This is a genomic window from Streptomyces meridianus (assembly GCF_023703325.1).
In the GTDB taxonomy this organism is placed as follows: domain Bacteria; phylum Actinomycetota; class Actinomycetes; order Streptomycetales; family Streptomycetaceae; genus Streptomyces; species Streptomyces meridianus.
Map to the genome: position 1 here is coordinate 200,715 of NZ_JAMQGM010000002.1, position 20,755 is coordinate 221,469.

General features: G+C 71.2%; 19 protein-coding genes. 13 read left to right on the forward strand and 6 right to left on the reverse strand.

Features of this window, described 5'->3' with window-relative positions; all coding sequences use genetic code 11:
• Positions 1 to 17 precede the first annotated feature (17 nt).
• The 5 genes from M1E25_RS02580 (at position 18) to M1E25_RS02605 (ending at position 6,836) form a co-directional block, all read left to right on the forward strand.
• Positions 18 to 1,433, forward strand: a complete 1,416-nt coding sequence (locus tag M1E25_RS02580; RefSeq protein ID WP_372500500.1) for an MFS transporter — start codon at positions 18 to 20, stop codon at positions 1,431 to 1,433.
• A 564-nt stretch (positions 1,434 to 1,997) separates the two neighbouring features.
• Positions 1,998 to 2,906 (forward strand): oxidoreductase, encoded by a 909-nt coding sequence (locus tag M1E25_RS02585; protein WP_251408785.1) that lies wholly within the window; start codon positions 1,998 to 2,000, stop codon positions 2,904 to 2,906.
• A 618-nt stretch (positions 2,907 to 3,524) separates the two neighbouring features.
• A complete protein-coding gene (locus M1E25_RS02595; protein WP_251408788.1) occupies positions 3,525 to 4,616 on the forward strand; it encodes a zinc-binding dehydrogenase in 1,092 nt (363 codons plus the stop codon).
• 816 nt (positions 4,617 to 5,432) lie between these two features.
• A complete protein-coding gene (locus M1E25_RS02600; RefSeq protein ID WP_251408791.1) occupies positions 5,433 to 6,167 on the forward strand; it encodes a class I SAM-dependent methyltransferase in 735 nt (244 codons plus the stop codon).
• Between the two features lie 273 nt (positions 6,168 to 6,440).
• Positions 6,441 to 6,836 carry a tyrosine-type recombinase/integrase gene (locus M1E25_RS02605; protein ID WP_251408794.1) on the forward strand — a complete coding sequence of 132 codons (396 nt, stop codon included), beginning with the start codon at positions 6,441 to 6,443 and terminating at the stop codon, positions 6,834 to 6,836.
• Positions 6,837 to 6,856: 20 nt separating this feature from the next.
• Here the strand turns inward: M1E25_RS02605 and ychF are convergent, their stop codons facing one another.
• Positions 6,857 to 7,945, reverse strand: coding sequence for a redox-regulated ATPase YchF (ychF, locus tag M1E25_RS02610; RefSeq protein WP_251408797.1), 1,089 nt, complete (start codon positions 7,943 to 7,945; stop codon positions 6,857 to 6,859).
• Positions 7,946 to 8,138: 193 nt separating this feature from the next.
• Between ychF and M1E25_RS02615 the strand changes: the two genes are divergently transcribed.
• Positions 8,139 to 8,708 carry a DUF6542 domain-containing protein gene (locus M1E25_RS02615; protein WP_251408800.1) on the forward strand — a complete coding sequence of 190 codons (570 nt, stop codon included), beginning with the start codon at positions 8,139 to 8,141 and terminating at the stop codon, positions 8,706 to 8,708.
• Here the strand turns inward: M1E25_RS02615 and ppgK are convergent.
• A complete protein-coding gene (gene ppgK, locus M1E25_RS02620; RefSeq protein WP_251408804.1) occupies positions 8,705 to 9,493 on the reverse strand; it encodes a polyphosphate--glucose phosphotransferase in 789 nt (262 codons plus the stop codon). The two genes, M1E25_RS02615 and ppgK, sit on opposite strands and share 4 nt — an antisense overlap.
• Positions 9,494 to 9,521: 28 nt before the next feature.
• Positions 9,522 to 10,514, reverse strand: coding sequence for a 4-hydroxy-3-methylbut-2-enyl diphosphate reductase (locus M1E25_RS02625; RefSeq protein ID WP_251408807.1), 993 nt, complete (start codon positions 10,512 to 10,514; stop codon positions 9,522 to 9,524).
• A gap of 211 nt (positions 10,515 to 10,725) precedes the next feature.
• Here M1E25_RS02625 and M1E25_RS02630 point away from each other — a divergent pair, with 211 nt between their 5' ends.
• The 4 genes from M1E25_RS02630 (at position 10,726) to M1E25_RS02645 (ending at position 13,909) form a co-directional block, all read left to right on the forward strand.
• Entirely contained in the window at positions 10,726 to 11,409 is a 684-nt protein-coding gene (locus M1E25_RS02630; RefSeq protein WP_251408810.1) for an esterase/lipase family protein, read from the forward strand.
• An 82-nt stretch (positions 11,410 to 11,491) separates the two neighbouring features.
• Positions 11,492 to 12,745 carry an exodeoxyribonuclease VII large subunit gene (gene xseA, locus M1E25_RS02635; protein WP_251408814.1) on the forward strand — a complete coding sequence of 418 codons (1,254 nt, stop codon included), beginning with the start codon at positions 11,492 to 11,494 and terminating at the stop codon, positions 12,743 to 12,745.
• A gap of 116 nt (positions 12,746 to 12,861) precedes the next feature.
• Positions 12,862 to 13,149 carry an exodeoxyribonuclease VII small subunit gene (locus tag M1E25_RS02640; RefSeq protein ID WP_251408816.1) on the forward strand — a complete coding sequence of 96 codons (288 nt, stop codon included), beginning with the start codon at positions 12,862 to 12,864 and terminating at the stop codon, positions 13,147 to 13,149.
• Between the two features lie 166 nt (positions 13,150 to 13,315).
• On the forward strand, positions 13,316 to 13,909 hold the full coding sequence (locus M1E25_RS02645; RefSeq protein ID WP_251408819.1) for a malonic semialdehyde reductase: 594 nt from the start codon (positions 13,316 to 13,318) through the stop codon (positions 13,907 to 13,909).
• A gap of 106 nt (positions 13,910 to 14,015) precedes the next feature.
• Here M1E25_RS02645 and M1E25_RS02650 read toward each other — a convergent pair whose 3' ends face one another.
• The gene (locus M1E25_RS02650) at positions 14,016 to 14,540 is read right to left on the reverse strand and encodes a DUF4245 domain-containing protein (RefSeq protein ID WP_251408822.1); all 525 of its coding nucleotides are present in this window, start codon (positions 14,538 to 14,540) and stop codon (positions 14,016 to 14,018) included.
• A gap of 203 nt (positions 14,541 to 14,743) precedes the next feature.
• Here M1E25_RS02650 and glpX point away from each other — a divergent pair, with 203 nt between their 5' ends.
• Entirely contained in the window at positions 14,744 to 15,775 is a 1,032-nt protein-coding gene (gene glpX, locus M1E25_RS02655) for a class II fructose-bisphosphatase (protein WP_251408826.1), read from the forward strand.
• Positions 15,776 to 15,876: 101 nt separating this feature from the next.
• Here the strand turns inward: glpX and M1E25_RS02660 are convergent, their stop codons facing one another.
• Entirely contained in the window at positions 15,877 to 16,251 is a 375-nt protein-coding gene (locus M1E25_RS02660) for a WhiB family transcriptional regulator (protein WP_251408829.1), read from the reverse strand.
• A gap of 204 nt (positions 16,252 to 16,455) precedes the next feature.
• Positions 16,456 to 17,157 carry a DUF1707 SHOCT-like domain-containing protein gene (locus M1E25_RS02665; RefSeq protein WP_251408831.1) on the reverse strand — a complete coding sequence of 234 codons (702 nt, stop codon included), beginning with the start codon at positions 17,155 to 17,157 and terminating at the stop codon, positions 16,456 to 16,458.
• Positions 17,158 to 17,389: 232 nt separating this feature from the next.
• On the opposite strand from M1E25_RS02665, the gene M1E25_RS02670 reads away from it, so the two are divergent.
• Together M1E25_RS02670 and M1E25_RS02675 are read left to right on the forward strand one after the other, a co-directional pair.
• The gene (locus M1E25_RS02670; RefSeq protein ID WP_251408834.1) at positions 17,390 to 19,105 is read left to right on the forward strand and encodes a fumarate hydratase; all 1,716 of its coding nucleotides are present in this window, start codon (positions 17,390 to 17,392) and stop codon (positions 19,103 to 19,105) included.
• Positions 19,106 to 19,356: 251 nt separating this feature from the next.
• Complete coding sequence (locus M1E25_RS02675; protein ID WP_308290378.1) at positions 19,357 to 20,751, forward strand: class II fumarate hydratase; 1,395 nt, start codon at positions 19,357 to 19,359, stop codon at positions 20,749 to 20,751.
• Positions 20,752 to 20,755: the final 4 nt, after the last annotated feature.

Below are 20,755 nucleotides of genomic sequence, written 5' to 3' on the forward strand. Positions count from 1 at the left end.
GGGGCGTCCTGTCGCCCATGGGCCGCCCCGGTCCGGTGCGGCCCATCCCGCCCGGCCCGGGGGCAGTTGAACCAGCGAGGGGGCGCCGGATGGCGGGGAAACGGGCACGTGTGACGGCCGATCTGCGCCCGCTGCAAACAGCACCGTTCCGCAGACTGTGGGCGTCCACGACCGTCACGGCGGTCGCGAGCCAACTGACGGCGGTCGCCGTCCCCGTGCAGGTCTACGACCTCACCGGGTCCTCGGCGTACGTCGGTTACGCCTCGCTGGCCGGACTCGTCCCGATGGTGGCGGCCGCCCTGTGGGGCGGCGCGGTGGCGGACGCCGTCGACCGCCGCCGGATGCTGCTGGTGACCAGCAGCGGCATCGCGCTCACCTCGGCCCTGCTGTGGGCCCAGGCTGCAGCCGGGCTCGAGTCCGTCGCCGTGCTGCTGGTCCTGATCGCCGTGCAGCAGGCCCTGTTCGGCGCCAACTCCGCCGTCTCGGGCGCGGTCACACCGCGGCTGATCACCGCGGACCTGCTGCCGGCGGCCAACGCGCTCCAGTCGAGCGTCATGTGGTTCGGCGGGATCGCCGGGCCGCTGCTCGCGGGCGCGTTGATCCCCCTGACCGGACTCGGCACGCTCTATCTCGTCGACGCCATCGCCCTGTGCCTGACGGTGTGGGCCGTGTGGCGGCTGCCGCCGCTTCCTCCGGCTCCGTCGCAGGACGGGGTTCCGGGCACGCCGGGGGGCGCCTCGGTGGTCCGCCGGATCGGCGCGGGACTGGTCCATCTGACGCGGCACCGGATCCTTCTGGCCGCCTATCTCGCCGACTTCATCGCCCTGTTCCTCGGCATGCCGGCCGCGCTCTTCCCCCAGATCGCCCACGAGACCTTCGGCGATCCGCCGGGCGGAGGCTTCGCGATCGGCGTCCTGTACGCGGCGATGTCCGTCGGCGCCCTGGCGGTGGGGCTGTGCTCCGGGCTCCTCACCCGCACCCGGCGCCACGGCGCGATGGTGGTGGCCGCCGTGTGCGCCTGGGGTCTCGCGATCGCGGCATTCGGACTCGCGGAGCGCCTGTGGACGGCCGCATTCTTCCTCGCCCTGAGCGGCAGCGCCCTGATGGTGCTCGGCATGTTCCGCAAGACCATCCTCCAGACGGCGGCCGTCGACGGGATGCGCGGCCGGCTGCAGGGCGTCGACACGGTCGTCGCGGCGGGCGGCCCCCGGCTCGCCGGTCTCGTGCACGGCACCGCCGGCGCGGCGGTGGGCGCCACCTGGGCCGTCACCGGGGGCGGGATCCTGGTGGTGGTGACGATGCTCGCCGTCGCCCTGACGTTCCCGTCGTTCCGCCGTTATCGCGGACCGGAGGCCTCCGAAGACGCTGCGACGGCGATTGCTCCGGCTTCGGACAGCCCGGCCCGGGTCCCGCCCCGCGCGGACGCGGACTGACCGGGACGGACCGAGGGGGGGCACGGACCGCCCGCCCCCATGCGGACCGGACGTAGAGTCCGACGGCTTCGCGCCGACTGTGCCGGGGCACGCAACTGCACCCTGAGGGAACCGATCGCGGCATCGATCCGGCCTCGGAACTGCCAACGGACCTCGTGATCACGTTCGCCTGCGATCCCGGAGACCGGTGCGCTAACCTGCATCAGCGCACCCCGTGAACAGGGCGCGCCCCTTCCGTCCGGGGTGGCTCCATCGCCGCTCCGACATCACCCAGGTGAACGCCGGCTCCGCTCTCAGGCCCGAACCCGCTCCGCACAGGACGTTGGCCGGCGGAGACCAGAGCCCACCGGCGCACGAACAGCCGTCGACACCGACCGGGTCCCGTCCGGTCCCAGCAGTAGACCCGACCTTCCCACGCGCGCCCCGGGAGAAGCGGCAGCCGACTTCCGCCGCCCGTCGACGCGCCGATGACACACGGCCGTCGGAAGTACCCGGAACACGCGCAACGCACCTTCCGCACGCCCCCTTTCCGAGCACGCCCGCACACGAGAAAGGCAAGCAAGCATGAACTCGACCACGGCCCACGCAGCGGACGCCGGCACCTGGAGGCTCGGCGACATGGAGGTCAACCGCCTCGGCTTCGGCGCCATGCGGCTGACCGGCAACGGCATGAAGGGCAACTCCGACGGTCCGCCGATCGACCGCGATCTCGCTGTCCGGGTCCTGCGCCGAGCCGTCGAACTCGGCGTGAACCACATCGACACCGCGGCGTTCTACTTCTCGCCCCTGCGCTCCGCCAACGAACTGATCAACTCCGCGCTGGCCCCCTACCCCGACGACCTGCTCCTCTCCACCAAGGTGGGCCCGGTCCGGGGCCCCTCGGGGGACTGGCTCACCGCCGCCACGCCGGAACAGCTGCGCGGCCAGGTCGAGGAGAACCTGCGGCAGCTCGGCCGGGACCACCTCGATCTCGTCAATCTGCGCCGGATGAACCAGAATTCGATCGCCGAGCACTTCGGTGCCCTGGCCGAGCTGCGCGACGCCGGGCTCATCCGCCACCTCGGCGTCTCGGCCGTCACACCCGAGCACCTCGCCGAGGCCCGGGCCATCGCACCGGTGGTCTGCGTCCAGAACTCGTACGGCCTCGACCTCCGCCTCTCGGAGGACAACGGGCTGATCGACACCTGCGGTGAGCAGGGCATCGCGTTCGTCCCGTACTTCGCCATCGCCGGTCAGGAACGGGAAGGAAGTGCGAACGAGCGGCACCATGCCGAAGTCCTCGCCGTCGCACGGGAATACGGCGTGACGCCCGCGCAGGTCCGGCTGGCCTGGACGCTGCACCGCGGGCCGCACGTCCTGGCGATCCCCGGCACGCGAAGCCCGGATCACCTGGCCGAGAACGTCGCGGCCTGCTCGCTGCGGCTCTCCCCGAGCGAGGTGGACCGCCTTCAGCAGATCCGTCAACTCCCGTAACCGCACTGAGCGTTGCGGAGACGCGGAGACCTCGGCATCCGGGGCCGAGGTCTCCGCACGACCGTCCCGCGTCAGTCGGCCGCCGGGAGCCCGGCGTGCACTTCCAGGATCGTCGCCGTACCGCCGGCCGCGGCACACTCGTACATGGTGACGGTGTCGCCGGGAGCGACGTGGGCCACCGCGTCGGAGTCAAGGGCAGGAGCCGCACCGGCGCACGGTCGCCCGGCGCAGGCGCGTCTGCGAATTCGACCCATACGCGCACGATGTCCGGCACCGGCTCTCCGTCCTTGCGATTGCCGACGTCCACTGCGGCGTCACAGTACGAACCAGAGCGATCGCGTGGGGCGTCGGACCGTCCAGGCCGACTCAAAGGCTCCTGGGCGTGAGGAACCCCGCCCCCGCCGTACCCGGACCACGCACCGGATGTGTACCGCCGGAAACGGAGAGAAAGCGGGCGGCCAGGACACCCAGAACCGTTCGGGCGGTCCGCAGAGACCAGGCACGGGTCCAGGACCCACTCCTGCTCACTGATGCGGAACGGTGCGAACATGCCTCGAAGGCCCGGTCGGGCGCCCGTGAGCAGCGGTGGAGACCGGGACCGCGTGCGATCCTGCCTCCATGCCACCGACATCCCCGCCCGCGTCCGGGCCGCTGTCGCCGCCCCTTCCCCGCACCATGCGGGCCGTCGTCATCACCGGCCACGGAGGCCTCGATGTGATCGAGGCTCGCGAGGTACCGGTGCCGCGCCCAGGGCCGGGCGAGGTGCTGGTCCGGGTCCACGCGGCCGGCTGCAACAACACCGACCTGTGGACCCGCGAGGGCTCCTACGGAGCGGCAGCGGACCCGGACATCAGGACGGGATGGCTCGGCCCGCTCGACTTCCCGCGCATCCAGGGAGCCGACGTGGCCGGCACGGTGGTGGCCTCGGGCGACGGGACGGCCGCCGGTCGGATCGGGGCGCGGGTACTGGTGGACCCGGCCGAGTACGACGGTCCGGGGCCGGACGCGCGCCCGGCCGACGTGCTCGGCAGCGAGCGGGACGGAGGCTTCGCCGAGTACGTCGTGGTGCCGAGCGCACGAGCTCACTCCGTCGACGGGTCGCCCCTAACGGACATCGAACTGGCCGCCCTCCCCATCGCCTACGGCACCGCGCTGGGCATGCTCGACCGCGGGTCCGTCTCGGAGGGACACACCGTGCTCGTCACGGGCGCCTCCGGCGGCGTCGGACTGGCCGCGGTCCAGCTGGCCCGCGCCCGCGGGGCCCGCGTCGTCGCGGTGTGCAGCGGCGAAAAGGGTGAGGCTGTCCGCAGCGCCGGAGCCGACGCCGTGGTGGACCGGCGACGGGGTCAGGTGCTCGCCGACGCGGCGAAGGCCGCACCGGAGGGGTACGACGCGGTGGTCGACGTCGTTGCCGGCGCAGCCGTCGGCCCCGGCCTCGGGTTGCTGAGGGCCGGCGGGCGCTGGGTGGTCGCCGGCGCCCTCGACGGCTGGGCGGTCGAGATCGACGTGCGGCGGCTCTACCTCGCCGATCTCGCGCTGGTGGGCTCGACCATGCACACACCGCGGATCTTCGACCGCCTGGTGGAGATCGCCCGGCACGGCGATGTCCGGCCCGTCGTCGCCGCAACGTACCCGCTCGGGGAGGTACGCGAGGCCCAGGAACAACTCGCCCGGCGTCGGCATGTCGGAAAGCTGATCGTCATTCCCTGACCGGCGCCGGCAGGCGCCGCCGAGGAAGAGGGCGTCCCGCTCTCCCGGCTCGTCGCCGGCGCGGCTGAGCGGGAATTGCAGCTGCGGGCCGGGCGCGCCGTTGTCCAGGAGTGGCAAGCGGCGCATGGCACCTTCACCCCGGAGGAGCTCGCCGTCGCCCGTGCCGACATGGCCGCTGCCGATGCCGAGCACCTCAGTGGCTCGGGAGCCTCGGCCCGTGAACATCCCCTACCTGTACGACGTCGGTGCACTGATCGACCTGTACGACGTCGGTGCACTGATCGCCATCGACAACGACGACCGGCTCATGTGGGCCCGCCACAACCTGGCCCTCGAGGACGGCCGGGACATCCACGTCCCCTCCGTCGTCGTCAGCCAGGCGTGGCGGGACTCCCGCCGCCGGGTCCGGCTCGGCAAGTTCCTCGCCGGGTGCAACATCGTGCCTGTGGGCCCGCCCCGTCCCCCTGACAACCAGCCGGCACTTGGGCCGCGGTCGTTGAGTCAAGGTTCGAGCTTGCGAGATCGCGGAGCGACGCGTCAGCGGGGGGATCCACAGCGCGCTGCGGAGCGTCCGGATGGCCGCAGCGCACGCTCTCTGCGGCATGGTCGGGCGCTTCCGTCCCGACAGCGGCATGTGAGTGCGTTCCCGCGCCCACGACGGGCTGAGTTGGGGTCGAACTCCAAACCCGTGGTGTGCCGAAGGTTTGAAGTGATTCTCTGGGACAGGCGCACGTGCGTCCACGGCGTTGTCGAGTTTGGTTGGGATGTATAGCTGTGGCCGGTTACGGTGCCCTATCGGATGTTTATGAGTGGCTGATGCCAGACGGGAAGCTCACTCCCGCGGGCTCTGTCGCTGCGTTCGGTGACCTGGTCGAACGGCTTCCCCCGGAAGCGCGCCTTCTCGACTGCGCGTGTGGCACCGGGCAACTCGCGGTTGGTCTGGCTGCTCTCGGCCTGGACGTGATGGCGACAGACGCGAGCGCTGCGATGGTGCGCCGGACCCACCAACTCGCAGAGCAACATGGTGTCCCGCTGCGCACGTTGCGCGTCAGCTGGGATGAGCTGTCCGATCGTCTCGATGGGTCCCCGCCCTTCGATGTGGTCTTCTGCGTGGGCAACTCGCTCGCCCATGCCGAAGGTGCCTCTGCCCGGTTCGATGCACTCACCGCCATGTCGCGGCTGTTGAGTCGCGACGGACGCCTCGTCCTCACATCCCGCACTTGGGAGCTCGTACGAGCCCGTGGATCTCGTCTGGACGTGGGGCATCGACTCGTCCGGCGTCAAGGACGTGATGCGGTCGTCGTCTACAACTGGCAGATCGAGCAGCGCTGGGACGAAGAGCACCACCTGGAGATTGCTGTCGCGCAGGTGGCATTGGACGGGTCGGTACTGACGTGCTCCGAGAGGCTGTCATGCTGGCCTTTCCGGCAGGAGGAGCTCGTCTCGCAGCTGCAGGCGGTCGGACTTGAGGTGGAGTCCAACACCTTCGACCCCGACGCAGAGAACTACACGGTGGTCGCCGTAAAGGGGGACGTGCCGGCCGCTGTCTGACGTTGTCTGCTGTCTCGATGCTGCGGTCCCCCGGGTCGAGACAGTTGCTTCACCAGTTGTTCACGGACCTCCCGGACCGGCTGTGCGGTGCGGCGGGACCGCAACACAGCCCGCACGGCACAACCTCTGGGGCGGTGAGAACGGTGAGCATGCGAAACCGTCACGCCGCGCTGGCCACCGCCCTGGACCTGATGCCCGAGCTGATCCCGGCACTCACCGCCGGCCGTCCCCCTGCGTCGTGGGACGGGGTGCCGGAGCTGACCGGCCCGGACCGTGCCGCTTCCGCTGGTGGTGGCCGCGGCGTTGTCCCGGCACATCCGGGAGTTCGCCCCTGGCGCCGACGGGACGCTGTTCACGACCCGCTTCGGGGCGCCGTACCGGCACGACTGCTACGGGACGCGGATCTTCTCGGCCGCGGTGAGGCGGGCCGGCCTGCCACCGTCCACAACCTCCCACGACCTGCGCCACCGCTACGCCTCGATCCTCCTCGCTCAAGGCGAGTCCGTGATCGGGGTGTCTGAGCGCCTGGGCCACCACAACGCGTCACCGGTGCTCTCGACGTACGGCCACCTGGTGCCGGATTCCGAGGATCGGACCCGCCGGGCGGTCGACAGCGCATGGGCAGCATGTGCCCCGCCCGCGCCCCGGGACGACGCCACCGCGCGCTGACCTGCGCAAACAGGGCTGGTTCACACGTTGAAGCGGAACTCCACCACGTCGCCGTCCTTCATGACGTAGTCCTTGCCCTCCATGCGCGCCTTGCCCTTGGCGCGTGCGTCCGGAATGGAGCCGCACTCGACCAGGTCCTCGTACGAAACGATCTCGGCCTTGATGAAGCCCTTCTGGAAGTCGGTGTGGATCACACCGGCGGCCTCGGGGGCCGTCGCGCCCTTCTTGATGGTCCAGGCGCGGGCCTCCTTCGGTCCCGCCGTGAGGTAGGTCTGCAGGCCGAGGGTCTCGAAGCCGACACGAGCCAGGGTGGCGAGTCCGGGCTCCTCCTGCCCCATGGACTGGAGCAGCTCCAGCGCCTCGTCGTCCTCCAGCTCGATCAGCTCGGACTCGATCTTGGCGTTGAGGAAGATCGCCTCGGCCGGGGCGACCAGCGCACGCTGGTCCTGCTTGAAGGCCTCGTCCGTGAGCTCCTCCTCGTCGACGTTGAAGACGTAGAGGAACGGCTTGGTCGTGAGCAGGAAGAGGTCGCGGAGCAGCTGCCCCTGCTCGGTCTCCTTGGTGATGCCCGCGGAGAAGAGGGTGCGGCCCTCCTCGAGGATCTTCTTCGCCTCCTCGACGGCGGCGAGCACCGCGACCTTGTCCTTCTGCAGGCGCGCGTCCTTCGTGAGGCGCGGGAGGACCTTCTCGATGGTCTGGAGGTCGGCGAGGATCAGCTCGGTGTTGATCGTGTCGATGTCGTTCTTCGGCGAGACGCGGCCGTCGACGTGCACGACGTTCTCGTCGTCGAAGGCGCGGATGACCTGGCAGATCGCGTCCGACTCCCGGATGTTCGCCAGGAACTTGTTGCCGAGCCCCTCGCCCTCCGAGGCGCCCCGCACGATGCCGGCGATGTCGACGAAGTCGACGGTGGCCGGGAGCTTGCGCTCGGAACCGAAGATCTCGGCGAGCTTGTCCAGCCGGGAGTCGGGGAGACCGACGACGCCCACGTGGGGCTCGATGGTGGCGAACGGGTAGTTGGCCGCCAGTACGTCGTTCTTGGTCAGGGCGTTGAACAGGGTCGACTTGCCGACATTCGGCAGACCGACGATTCCGATCGTGAGCGACACGTGGCGACTTCCCGGAGAGCGAGGGCGTGGACGGAGGCCTGAACGGCCGGGCCCGGTGCCGGGCCGGTCATCCAGTCTACGGGCCGCCCGCCGACCTCCCGCCCGTCGTACCACCCCGCATATCGCCATCAAGGTGGACCAAAGGGCGTGTCCATCGCCGGGTGGCCGCCGGGTCGCGACCTACGTTGAGGGCGTGGAGCAACCCATCACGCGCACGTCCCGCCCCAAGCCGCGCCGGACCGACCGGCCGCGGCTGCCCCGTCCGGCCCGCGCCGACGGCTCGGACCGCTGCGGGGGGAACGGCACGGTCGCAGGACCGGGCGGCGGTGGAGCCGGATCGCAGGCTGTGCTGCGTGCCGGCGCGGGGCCACGTCCGGTGCTGTCCGGCGCCGTCCGGCAGGCGACGGGCCCGCGTCTGACCGGGCTCGGCTGCGGCCTGTTCGCCTCGCTCGTCATGCTCGCGGCAGCTACGGCGGACCGGATTCTGCTGGCTGCCTCACCACTCGGGTACGGCCTGGTCTTCCTGGTCGTGTGCACCGCGACCGCGCTCTGGGTCCGGCGCAGCGACCTCGCGGCGGCCCCCGTCAGCGCGCCGATCGCGTTCACCGTCGGGCTGATCGTCCTCAGCGGGGACACGGGCGGCAGGCTGATGGGGGTCTTCACCACCCTGGCGCTGCAGGCGGGCTGGCTGTACGGCGGGACGCTGCTGGCCGGGTTGATCGCCGTGCTGCGGGGCCTCGCCCCGGCCCGGCCGTACCGTTAGGCCGCGCCGCCCTCTGCTGTCACCGCGGATGCTCCGATGTGCGCGCCCGACTCGCTGTGCGCTGCCATCGCGGCCCCGACGATGCCCGCGTTGTTCTGGAGCCGCGCCGGGACGATCTCCGCCCGGATGTCCTCGATGAGCGGCAGGAACTTGTCCGCCTTGCGGCTGACCCCGCCGCCGATGATGAACAGCTCGGGCGAGAAGAGCATCTCCACGTGGGCCAGGTACTTCCGCACCCGCTTCGCCCAGTGGTGCCAGCTCAGGTCCTCGTCCTCCTTGGCCTTGGTCGACGCGCGCTTCTCCGCCTCGTGACCGTGCAGCTCGAGGTGGCCGAGTTCGGTGTTGGGGACCAGCCGGCCGTCGGTGAACACGGCACTTCCGATGCCCGTGCCGAGTGTCAGCAGAATGACGGTGCCATGGCGTCCGCGCCCTGCGCCGAAGTTCATCTCGGCGATGCCGGCGGCGTCCGCGTCGTTGACCACCGTCACGGGCCGGCCGAGGCGGTCGCCGAGGAGGCGGCGGGCGTCCCGGTCGATCCAGTCCTTGTCGACGTTGGCTGCCGTTCGGGTCGTGCCGTCGGTGACGACGCCCGGGAACGTCACGCCGACCGGTCCCGACCAGCCGAAGTGCTCGACCACCTCGCGGACTCCGTCGGCCACGGCCTCCGGGGTCGCCGGATGCGGGGTCAGCACCTTGTGACGGGCCTCGGCGAGGTCGCCCCGCCCGAGATCGACCGGGGCGCCCTTGATCCCGGATCCGCCGATGTCCACACCGAAAACGTTCATGGGAACACGCTAGGCCCAGCGGCCGGGCTCACGTGCCGGAGCCGAGGGAGGAGGCCTCGGATCGCAGGTCCCGGCGCAGTTCCTTCGGCAGGGAGAAGGTGATGCTCTCCTCGGCGGCGGTGACCGTCTCGACGTCCTCGTAGCCGTGCTGCGCGAGCCACTCCAGGACGCCCTCGACCAGCACGTCCGGGACCGAGGCACCCGAGGTGACGCCGACGGTGCTCACGCCCTCGAGCCAGGACGCGTCGATCTCGTCGGCGAAGTCGACCAGGTGTGCGTCCTTGGCTCCGGCGCCCAGGGCGACCTCGACCAGGCGGACGGAGTTGGAGGAGTTCTTCGAGCCGACGACGATGACCAGGTCGGCCTGCGCGCCCATCTGTTTGACCGCGATCTGGCGGTTCTGGGTGGCGTAGCAGATGTCGTCGCTGGGCGGGCTCTGCAGGAGTGGGAAGCGCTCCTTGAGCGCGTCGACCGTCTCCATCGTCTCGTCGACGGAGAGGGTGGTCTGGGAGAGCCAGACGACCTTGGAGTCGTCCCGGACCTCGACGTTCTTCACGTCGTCCGGGCCGTCGACCAGGGTGATGTGGTCGGGGGCCTCGCCGCTGGTCCCGATGACCTCCTCGTGGCCCTCGTGGCCGATGAGGAGGATGTCGAAGTCGTCCTTCGCGTACCGGACGGCCTCCTTGTGAACCTTGGTCACCAGGGGGCAGGTGGCATCGATGGTGGCGAGCTTGGCGCGCTCCGCCTCCTCGTGGACGACCGGGGCGACTCCGTGTGCGGAGAAGATGACGATGTTGCCCGCGGGCACCTCCTCCGTCTCGTCGACGAAGATCGCGCCCTTCTTCTCCAGCGTCCTGACGACGTACTTGTTGTGGACGATCTCGTGGCGCACGTAGACCGGCGCGCCGTACTGCTCCAGAGCCTTCTCGACGGCGATCACGGCGCGGTCGACGCCCGCGCAGTAGCCCCGGGGGGCGGCGAGCAGGACGCGGCGGCGAGGCGTTGCAGTCATGCGGCCCATGGTAGGCGGTGGCCGGTCGTGGTCGATCGCACCGGGGGGGCAGGGGTGTTGGAGTGCGGGGGTGGAACGCGAAACCGCGCACGGGGGGTTGTCATGACGCGTTCATGACATCAGTGTGTTGGTTGCCCCTCACACCTATCTCCCCACTGGCCGGACACCTCACACGCCCCACCGTGCCCGGCCGCCCGCCTCCCACCACCTGTGAGGTCACGTGAAGAAGCAGCTGTTCGTGGCGGCAGTCCTCGGCGCACTGCTCGCGATCCTGTCCCCCTCCCCCGCCTCCGCCGCCGGATCCCCGACCCTCGCATCGGCCGGCGATCCGGTCGTCTTCGTGCACGGATGGAACAGCGACGCCTCCACCTGGAACACCATGGCGGACCGCTTCCGGGCCGACGGCTGGCCCGACTCCCGCCTGGACCCGTGGGGTTACGACTACCGCCAGTCCAACGCCACCACCGCCCAGCAGCTCTCCGCCGAGATCGACCGGGTCCTCGCCGCCACCGGGGCCTCCAAGGTCGACGTCGTCACCCACTCCATGGGCGGCCTCTCGTCGCGCTACTACGCGAAGAACCTCGGCGGTACGGCCAAGATCGACGCCTGGGTGTCGCTCGGCGGACCCAACCACGGCACCGACACGGCGAACGTGTGCTTCGACGCCTCCTGCGTCGAGATGCGCCCGGGATCGTCCTTCCTCAACGATCTCAACGCGGGCGACGAGACCCCGGGGAGCACCCGCTACGCGACCTGGTGGTCGCCCTGCGACACGGTCATCAACCCGGACAGCAGCGTCGCGCTCTCCGGCGCCGCGAACACGCAGACGGCGTGCCTGAGCCACGGGGACCTCCACGAGGATGCGACCGTGTACAGCCAGGTCAGGGACATGATCGACAGCTGACGACGTTCCGCCCGCCGCGTCCCCGGTCCGGCCCCGCGCCGGACCGGGGCCGGTCGTCGGTGCCTGCCGATACGCTCACGACATGGCTATCGACACCTCTGCGGAGACACCGATCCCGGTCGGTGAGGTGTCCCGCCTGATCGGCGGCTGGATCAGCCGGCTGGGGGCCGTCTGGGTGGAGGGACAGATCACCCAGCTGTCCCGGCGCCCCGGGGCCGGCGTGGTGTTCCTGACGCTGCGCGATCCGTCGCACGACATCTCGCTCTCGGTGACGTGCTTCCGCGCCGTCTTCGACCGCATCGCGGACACGGTCGGCGAGGGCGCGCGGGTCGTCGTGCACGCCAAGCCCGAGTGGTACGCGCCGCGCGGCCAGCTCTCCCTGCGGGCCGCCGAGATCAGGCCCGTCGGCATCGGCGAGCTGCTGGCCCGGCTGGAGCAGCTGAAGAAGAGGCTGACCGCCGAGGGTCTGTTCGCGCCCGACCGGAAGCGCCCCCTGCCGTTCCTGCCGCAGCTGATCGGCCTGGTCTGCGGCCGGGCGTCGGCCGCCGAGCGGGACGTGCTGGAGAACGCGCGGCACCGCTGGCCGGCCGTACGCTTCGAGGTCCGCAACGTGGCCGTGCAGGGGGTCCACGCGGTGCCCCAGGTCGTCCGTGCGGTGAAGGACCTGGACGCGCACCCCGACGTGGACGTGATCGTCGTCGCCCGGGGCGGCGGCAGCGTCGAGGACCTGCTGCCCTTCTCCGACGAGCAGCTGGTGCGGGCCGTCTCGGCGTGCCGGACGCCCGTGGTCTCGGCGATCGGGCACGAACCGGACTCCCCCCTGCTGGACCTGGTCGCCGACGTGCGGGCCTCCACGCCCACCGACGCCGCGAAGAGGGTGGTCCCGGACGTGGGCGAGGAACTTGTCCGCGTCCGGCAGTTGCGCGACCGCGCACTGCGCACGGTGACCGGGCTGCTCGACCGCGAGGAACGCGGGCTGGCAGCTGCACTGCACCGGCCGTCGATGGAGCATCCCCACCGGATGGTCGACGACCGCGAGGAACAGGTCGCGGCGCTTCTCGGACGGGCCCGCCGGACGGTGGGCCACCTGCTGGACCGTGCGGATTCGGAACTGGCCCACACCCGGGCCCGCGTGGTGGCGCTGTCCCCGGCGGCGACGCTGGAGCGCGGCTACGCCGTCCTGCAGCGGACCGACGGCTCGGTCGTGCGGGCGGCCGGCGAGGTGGGGGGCGGCGAGGAGCTGCGGGCCAGGGTGGCGGACGGCGGCTTCACCGTCCGGGTGTCCGAACCGGCAGCGGAAACGTCCTCGGGGGTCCCGCCCGAACCGGAGCCGTGAGCCCCGTGGGAGCCGGACCCGGCACCGTTGACCTGCGCCGGAGCCCCGAACCCGACGCAGCGACCGCGCACGAGCGCATCCCCTCACCCCCGTGACCCCGACCTAGGCTGGAGACCATGACCGAGACGGACGCAGAGCCGACCGCAGCCGCCCCCGACGCAGATGCCCCGGCAGGCGGCGGTGCTGCGGCCTCACTCGGCTACGAGCAGGCACGGGACGAGCTCGTCGAGGTCGTCCGCCGCCTGGAAGCCGGCGGCACCACGCTGGAGGAGTCACTGGCCCTCTGGGAACGCGGCGAGGAACTGGCGAAGGTCTGCCGCCGCTGGCTCGAGGGTGCCCGCGCACGTCTCGACGCCGCCCTGGCCGCCGAGGAGAAGGCCGGGGAGGACGGGCGCCAGGTGTAGCTGTCGCGTCGCAGTCATCCGGCTTTCGACGGGCTCCGGGCCGGGCCTCCCGGCCCCGCGCAGTATGTGAATCCGATCACACCACCGCCGTTTTAGTTGAAAGTTCACCTAACTTCCGTAGGGTTGGATCCGTCAGAGAGAACCGACCCCACGAGAAGGTGCGCAGATGACCCTCGCCCTCGACGCGGCCGCCCAGGACCTCCTCTTCCGCGAGGCACGGAGCGCCAACACGTTCACCGACGAGCCGGTGACGGACGAGCAGATCCAGGCCGTCTACGACCTGGTCAAGTACGCGCCGACGGCGTTCAACCAGTCACCGCTGCGCATCGTCCTGGTCCGCTCGGACGAGGGTCGCGAGCGGCTCGTCCAGCACATGGCGGAGGGGAACCGGCCCAAGACGTCCACCGCCCCGCTGGTCGCGATCCTGGCCGCCGACCACGAGTTCCACGAGGAGCTCCCGCGCCTCTTCCCGCACTTCCCGCAGGCCAAGGACGCCTTCTTCGCCGAGCGGCCCGCCCGTGAGCAGTCGGCGTCCTTCAACGCCGCGCTCCAGGTCGGCTACTTCATCATCGGCATCCGCGCGGCCGGTCTCGCCGCGGGGCCGATGACCGGCTACGACGCCGCCGGGATCAACAAGGAGTTCTTCCCCGACGGCGACCACTCGGTGCTGGCCGTCGTGAACATCGGCCGCCCCGGCGAAAGCGCCTGGCTCGAGCGCAGCCCCCGCCTGGCCTACGACGAGGTCGTCACGACCGTCTGAGGGTCCGGAACGGCAGGGGCCGGGCCCGAGGGGTGAACACGCCCTCGGGCCCGGCCCCTGTGCGTTTCCGGTCGCGCGCGGAGGATCCACGGCCCCGCGCGACGGATCAGGTGCCGCGGAGCGCGGCGGCCATCTCCGCCAGCCGCTCGAAGGACGCGGTGCCGGTGACGACGGTCGTGACGCCCTTCTGCTCCCGCACCAGCGCCCGGTACGTCTCGCCCTCGTAGCGGTCCCACTTGTCCCCGCCGGCCTTCACCGCGTCACCGGCCGGCTCGGCCCGCTTCGTGACGCTCGAGATGAACGCGGCCGGCCGGCCGTCGCTCTGCTCCACGGCGACGTACTGCTCCTTCGGGGCGAGGAATCCCAGGTGCCACTGGGCGCCGTCGGAGCCGTTGCCCTCGTAGGTCACCGAGGTCGCACGCCAGCCGCGGCCCAGCCCCTCGGGTGCCAGGACGGGGTAGGGCGCGGCACGTCGGGCGGACGCCAGTTCCACCCGGTAGTCGACCGTCTTCACGGGATTCTTCGACTCGTCGTGCGGAATGACGACGTAGATCCCGGCGGAGACGGCCACGATGACCGCCATCGACAGGACCATGTCCCGAACTGTCTGATTGCCACGCTTACCTGCCACGGCCCCATCGTCCCCCATGGCCCCGGCAACCCTCCGGCGGGGGCCCGTCGTCACGGCACCCCGCGCCCGGGCGAGCCGCTCATCCGTAGGGCGCCCTGCTCACATTGGCAGTGAACCGATACTGTTCCTTACACGGGGGGAACTCTCCTCCCGACGCACAACCGCATTTTCCCGGCCGTCGCCGTACAGAAAGGTGCGCTCCGATGACCGAGCACAACCTCCCGTCCTCGCTCGAAGTGAGCCCGGAACACCCGGACCGCAACCTCGCGCTGGAGCTCGTCAGGGTGACGGAGGCGGCGGCCATGGCCGCCGGACGGTGGGTCGGGAGGGGCGACAAGATCGGCGCCGACGGCGCCGCGGTGAACGCCATGCGCACCCTCGTCCACACCGTCTCGATGAACGGCGTCGTCGTCATCGGCGAGGGCGAGAAGGACGAGGCGCCGATGCTCTACAACGGCGAGCGCGTCGGCGACGGGACCGGGGCGGAGTGCGACGTCGCCGTGGACCCGGTCGACGGCACGACGCTGACCGCGAAGGGCATGTCGAACGCGGTGTCCGTGCTGGCCGTCGCCGACCGCGGAACGATGTTCGACCCGTCCGCGGTGTTCTACATGGACAAGCTGGCCACCGGTCCGGAGGCCGCCGACTACGTCGACATCACCGCCCCGCCGGCGGTCAACATCCGCCGGGTCGCCAAGGCCAAGGGCGGCTCGCCCGAGGACGTCACCGTGGTGATCCTCGACCGGCCGCGCCACGAGGGCATCGTCAAGGAGATCCGCGAGGCCGGCGCACGCATCAAGTTCATCTCCGACGGCGACGTCGCCGGCGCCATCATGGCGGTGCGGGAGGGCACCGGCGTCGACCTGCTGATGGGCATCGGCGGCACACCGGAGGGCATCATCGCCGCCTGCGCGATCAAGTGCCTCGGCGGAACCATCCAGGGCAAGCTGTGGCCCAAGGACCTGGAGGAGAAGCAGCGGGCGCTGGACGCCGGCCACGACCTCGACCGGGTGCTGCACATCGACGACCTGGTCAGCGGCGACAACGTGTTCTTCGTCGCGACGGGCATCACCGACGGCGAACTGCTGCGCGGCGTGCGCTACCGCGCCGAGACGGCGACCACCCAGTCGCTGGTGGTGCGCTCCAAGTCCGGCACGATCCGGCAGATCGACTCGACGCACCGGCTCGCGAAGCTCCGCGCGTACAGCTCGGTCGACTTCGACCGCGCGCGCTGACACCCCGGGCCGGCTCCCCTGCCGGCACCGCACGCGCGACGGGCCGCTCCGCTTCCGGAGCGGCCCGTCGCGTACCTGAGGTTCGCGGAAAGGGTGCGGCGTCAGCCGGCGGCCGCGACTGCGCCCCGGGCCGCGGCCCGCCGCTCCATCTCGCGGCGCCTGCGCCGGGCCAGCACCACGCGGCGCTCGGCAGCGGTGAGCCCGCCCCAGACGCCGTACGGCTCGGGCTGGAGCAGGGCGTGCTCCCGGCACTCGACCATCACCGGGCAGCCGGCGCAGACCCGCTTCGCAGCGGCTTCCCGTGACAGTCGGGCGGCTGTCGGTTCCTTGGAGGGGGCGAAGAACAACCCGGCCTCGTCGCGGCGGCACACCGCCTCGGAGTGCCAGGGTCCTGCGTCGTCGCCCCGGTCGCGTACGGCGGGGCGCTGCGACGGTATGGCGGCGGTCTGCAGGGGCTGATGCGGCGTTTGCAGCACGGTCTACTCCTGACGACGGGTTCGCGAAAGAGTCACCCTTCACCCGCCTTCCGCGTCCGGCGATGCACACCCCCGCGCCGGACGGAACGCGGATGCAGCAGGCTTACCCGCTGCGGCCTGCTTCATGCCGAGCGTGCACGACCGTGCGCGGAGGGTGGAGCAGTTCCGCGGAACCACCGCGGCCCGCCGCCGCGCGTCCGCGGGTCAGTCCCCGAGTTCAGGACGCTTGCGACCGCGCAGGTCCCGCAGCCGCTTCCCCCGCTTCGGCTTGGCATCCACCCCTCCGAACATCGCGAACCCGCCGACGATCACCACCGGGGCGCCCGGGTCGGGGGCTTCGTACGTCTTGACGTCGAAGCCGCCGAAGATTCCGATGCCGCTGCCGCGCAGCGAGACGTTCTCCGGCACCTTGATGTCCACACCGCCGAAGATCGCGGTCGCGTTGATGCGGATCTCCTGCTGCTCGAAGACCGCCTCGGTCAGGTCGATGTCCACGCCGCCGAAGATCGCGGTGGCGGTGGTGCGGCGTCCGACCCGCCAGCGGCCCTTCCGGGTGGCACCGCCGAAGACGGCGACCAGGTTCTCGCCGCCCGCCGGGGCGTCCGAGTGCGGTGTCACCGCCCCCACCTGCGGAGACGCACGGCGCGGGCCGTGCGCGTCACGTCCGGCCGGGAGGTCGCGCACGAGCGGCTCCAGGTCCGCGACGGTCCGGGCCCGGTACACCTGCTCGACGCGTTCCGCGTGCTCGTCGGCGTCGAGCCGGCCCTCTGCGAGCGCCTCGCGGAGGATGTCGGCGATCCGGTCCCGGTCGGCGTCGGAGGCGCGCAGCTGCGGCTCCGCCGCCGGCGCCGGCTTCTTGGTCAACGAGGGCTGCTGATCACGTTTTTCGAGCGAAGACTCATCCACCGTTCCAGCCTAGCGAAACGCGATAGATCGCGAACAGGTCCTTTCCCGCAATACCGGGGGCCCGGCGTGACCGGTGGCGCCCCCGGGCCGGGCAGTGCGGGCCACCTCACAGCCGCACCGTCCCCCGGCCGTTCTACTCTGGACGACGGCCCCCCGCGCCCGAGCAGTCGGCGTACGGGGCCCCAGTCTCCGACTGGCAGCCGATGTCGTCTGCGAATGAGGAATGGCCGTCATGCCTCCCGTCTCCCGCCCCGCCAACTCCCCAGCCACGGGACCCGAGTTCGTCTACACCGACCTCCTGCCCCTGGGCGAGGACACCACCCAGTACCGCAAGGTGACGTCCGAGGGCGTGAGCACGTTCGAGGCGGACGGCCGGACGTTCCTCAAGGTGGAGCCGGAGGCCCTGCGCACCCTGGCCGCCGAGGCGATGAAAGACATCTCGCACTACCTGCGGCCCACGCACCTGACCCAGCTGCGGCGCATCCTCGACGACCCCGAGGCGTCCGCCAACGACCGGTTCGTGGCGCTCGACCTGCTGAAGAACGCGAACATCGCCGCCGCGGGCGTGCTGCCGATGTGCCAGGACACCGGCACGGCGATCGTCATGGGCAAGCGCGGCCAGAACGTCCTCACCTCGGGCGGTGACGAGGAGGCCCTGTCCCGGGGGGTGTACGACGCCTACACCGAGCTGAACCTGCGCTACTCGCAGATGGCCCCGCTGACCATGTGGGACGAGAAGAACACCGGCACGAACCTGCCGGCGCAGATCGAGCTGTACGCGACGGACGGCGACGCGTACAAGTTCCTGTTCATGGCCAAGGGCGGCGGCTCGGCCAACAAGTCGTTCCTCTTCCAGGAGACGAAGGCCGTCCTCAACGAGGCCGGGATGATGACGTTCCTGGAGGAGAGGATCCGCTCGCTGGGCACCGCGGCCTGCCCGCCGTACCACCTGGCGATCGTCGTCGGCGGCACCTCCGCCGAGTACGCGCTGAAGACCGCGAAGTACGCCTCCGCGCACTACCTCGACGAGCTGCCCGCCGAGGGGTCGCCGGCCGGGCACGGGTTCCGCGACAAGGAGCTCGAGGAGAAGGTCTTCGAACTGACGCAGAAGATCGGCATCGGCGCGCAGTTCGGCGGCAAGTACTTCTGCCACGACGTGCGCGTGGTGCGCCTGCCGCGGCACGGCGCCTCGTGCCCGGTCGCGATCGCCGTGTCCTGCTCGGCCGACCGGCAGGCCGTCGCGAAGATCACCGCCGAGGGCGTGTTCCTGGAGCAGTTGGAGAAGGACCCGGCGAAGTACCTCCCGGAGACCACGGACGAGCAGCTCACCGAGGGCGCCGGGGCCGACCTGGACGCCGTCCGGATCGACCTCGACCGCCCGATGGAGGAGGTGCTGGCAGAGCTCACCAAGCACCCGGTCAGGACCCGGCTGTCGCTGACCGGCACCCTCGTCGTCGCCCGCGACATCGCGCACGCGAAGATCAAGGAGCGGCTGGACGCCGGCGAGGAGATGCCGGAGTACCTGAAGAACCACCCGGTCTACTACGCGGGCCCGGCGAAGACCCCCGAGGGCTATGCGTCCGGCTCCTTCGGCCCGACCACGGCCGGCCGTATGGATTCCTACGTCGAGCAGTTCCAGGCCGCCGGCGGCTCGAAGGTCATGCTCGCCAAGGGCAACCGCTCGAAGCAGGTCACCGACGCCTGCGCCGCGCACGGCGGCTTCTACCTCGGCTCGATCGGCGGCCCGGCGGCCCGGCTGGCGCAGGACTGCATCAAGAAGGTCGAGGTTCTGGAGTACGAGGAGCTGGGCATGGAGGCGGTCTGGCGGATCGAGGTCGAGGACTTCCCGGCTTTCGTCGTCGTGGACGACAAGGGCAACGACTTCTTCGCCGACCCCTCGCCCGAGCAGCCGTTCGTCACCAGCATCCCGGTGCGCTCCGGCAGCTGAGCCCCCGGCAGGAACCCCGTGAGTCCCCGGCAGCCCGCTGCCGGGGACTCACGCGCGATCGGCCGGCCGCGCACGGCGCAGGCGGCGGGGCACGGAAGGCCGCGAACCGGCCGACGGAGTGGTTTCGGTACCGATGGCCGGGAAGATGCAGTGCGGCATGTGGTCGACTTTCGGCCATGCCGAGTCGGCGTCCCGCGCACGGGAAACCGTGGGTGGGCAGAAGGCCCCGCACTCCCGGGAGGTGACCGGCCGTGGCCGGCGACGAGAAGTACCGCATCGAGCACGACTCCATGGGCGAGGTGCGGGTCCCCGCCGACGCCAGGTGGCGGGCCCAGACCCAGCGGGCCGTGGAGAACTTCCCGGTCTCGGGGCAGCGCCTGGAGCGGGCGCACATCGAAGCGCTGGCCCGGATCAAAGGCGCGGCCGCCCGGGTGAACGCCCGCCTCGGAGTGCTCGACGAACAGTTGGCCGAGTCCGTGGCGCAGGCCGCCGACGAGGTCGCCGAGGGCCGCTGGGACGACCACTTCCCCGTCGACGTGTTCCAGACCGGCTCCGGCACGTCCTCCAACATGAACACCAACGAGGTCGTCGCCACCCTCGCGAGCGAGCGGCTGGGCGCGCCGGTCCACCCGAACGACCACGTCAACGCGGGCCAGTCGTCCAACGACGTGTTCCCCTCGTCCGTCCACATCGCCGCGACCGCGGCGGTGACCCGCGACCTGATGCCGGCCCTGGAGCACCTGGCCGAGTCCCTGGAGCGGAAGGCGTCGGAGCTGGCCGGCGTCGTCAAGGCCGGCCGCACGCACCTGATGGACGCCACCCCGGTCACCCTGGGGCAGGAGTTCGGCGGCTATGCCGCGCAGGTCCGGTACGGCGTCGAACGGCTGGCGGCCTCACTGCCCCGGCTGGCCGAACTGCCCCTCGGAGGCACGGCGGTCGGCACCGGCATCAACACCCCGCCGGGCTTCGCCGCCGAGGTGATCGCCGAGGTGGCACGGGCCACCGGGCTGCCGCTCACCGAGGCCCGCAACCACTTCGAGGCCCAGGGCGCACGGGACGGTCTGGTGGAGACCTCCGGTCAGTTGCGCACCATCGCCGTGGGGCTCACCAAGATCTGCAACGACCTGCGCTGGATGGCCTCGGGTCCGCGTACCGGACTGGCCGAGATCAGCCTTCCCGACCTCCAGCCCGGTTCGTCGATCATGCCCGGCAAGGTCAACCCGGTGATCCCTGAGGCGGTGCTGATGGTCGCGGCGCAGGTGACCGGCAACGACACGACCGTCGCGGTGGCCGGGGCCTCGGGAAACTTCGAGCTCAACGTGATGATGCCGGTGATCGCCAAGAACCTGCTCGAGTCGGTCCGGCTGCTGGCGAACGCCTCGCGCCTGCTCGCGGACCGCACGGTCGACGGCATCACGGCCGACGCCGAGCGGACCCGGGAGTACGCCGAGTCCTCGCCGTCGGTGGTGACACCGCTCAACAAGTACCTCGGGTACGAGGAGGCGGCGAAAGTCGCCAAGCAGTCACTGGCCGAGCGCCGGACGATCCGCGAGGTGGTCATCGCCGGCGGCTACGTCGAGCGGGGCGTGCTCACGGTGGAGCAGCTCGACGAGGCGCTGGACGTGCTGCGCATGACCCGTCCCTGAACCC

Coding starts and splice junctions, on each gene's coding strand:
- M1E25_RS02580 (WP_372500500.1), top strand. CDS start 18: ATGGGCCGCCCCGGTCCGGTGCGGCCCATCCCGCCCGGCCCGGGGGCA.
- M1E25_RS02585 (WP_251408785.1), top strand. CDS start 1,998: ATGAACTCGACCACGGCCCACGCAGCGGACGCCGGCACCTGGAGGCTC.
- M1E25_RS02595 (WP_251408788.1), top strand. CDS start 3,525: ATGCCACCGACATCCCCGCCCGCGTCCGGGCCGCTGTCGCCGCCCCTT.
- M1E25_RS02600 (WP_251408791.1), top strand. CDS start 5,433: ATGCCAGACGGGAAGCTCACTCCCGCGGGCTCTGTCGCTGCGTTCGGT.
- ppgK (WP_251408804.1), bottom strand. CDS start 9,493: ATGAACGTTTTCGGTGTGGACATCGGCGGATCCGGGATCAAGGGCGCC.
- M1E25_RS02625 (WP_251408807.1), bottom strand. CDS start 10,514: ATGGGCCGCATGACTGCAACGCCTCGCCGCCGCGTCCTGCTCGCCGCC.
- xseA (WP_251408814.1), top strand. CDS start 11,492: ATGGCTATCGACACCTCTGCGGAGACACCGATCCCGGTCGGTGAGGTG.
- M1E25_RS02640 (WP_251408816.1), top strand. CDS start 12,862: ATGACCGAGACGGACGCAGAGCCGACCGCAGCCGCCCCCGACGCAGAT.
- M1E25_RS02645 (WP_251408819.1), top strand. CDS start 13,316: ATGACCCTCGCCCTCGACGCGGCCGCCCAGGACCTCCTCTTCCGCGAG.
- glpX (WP_251408826.1), top strand. CDS start 14,744: ATGACCGAGCACAACCTCCCGTCCTCGCTCGAAGTGAGCCCGGAACAC.
- M1E25_RS02670 (WP_251408834.1), top strand. CDS start 17,390: ATGCCTCCCGTCTCCCGCCCCGCCAACTCCCCAGCCACGGGACCCGAG.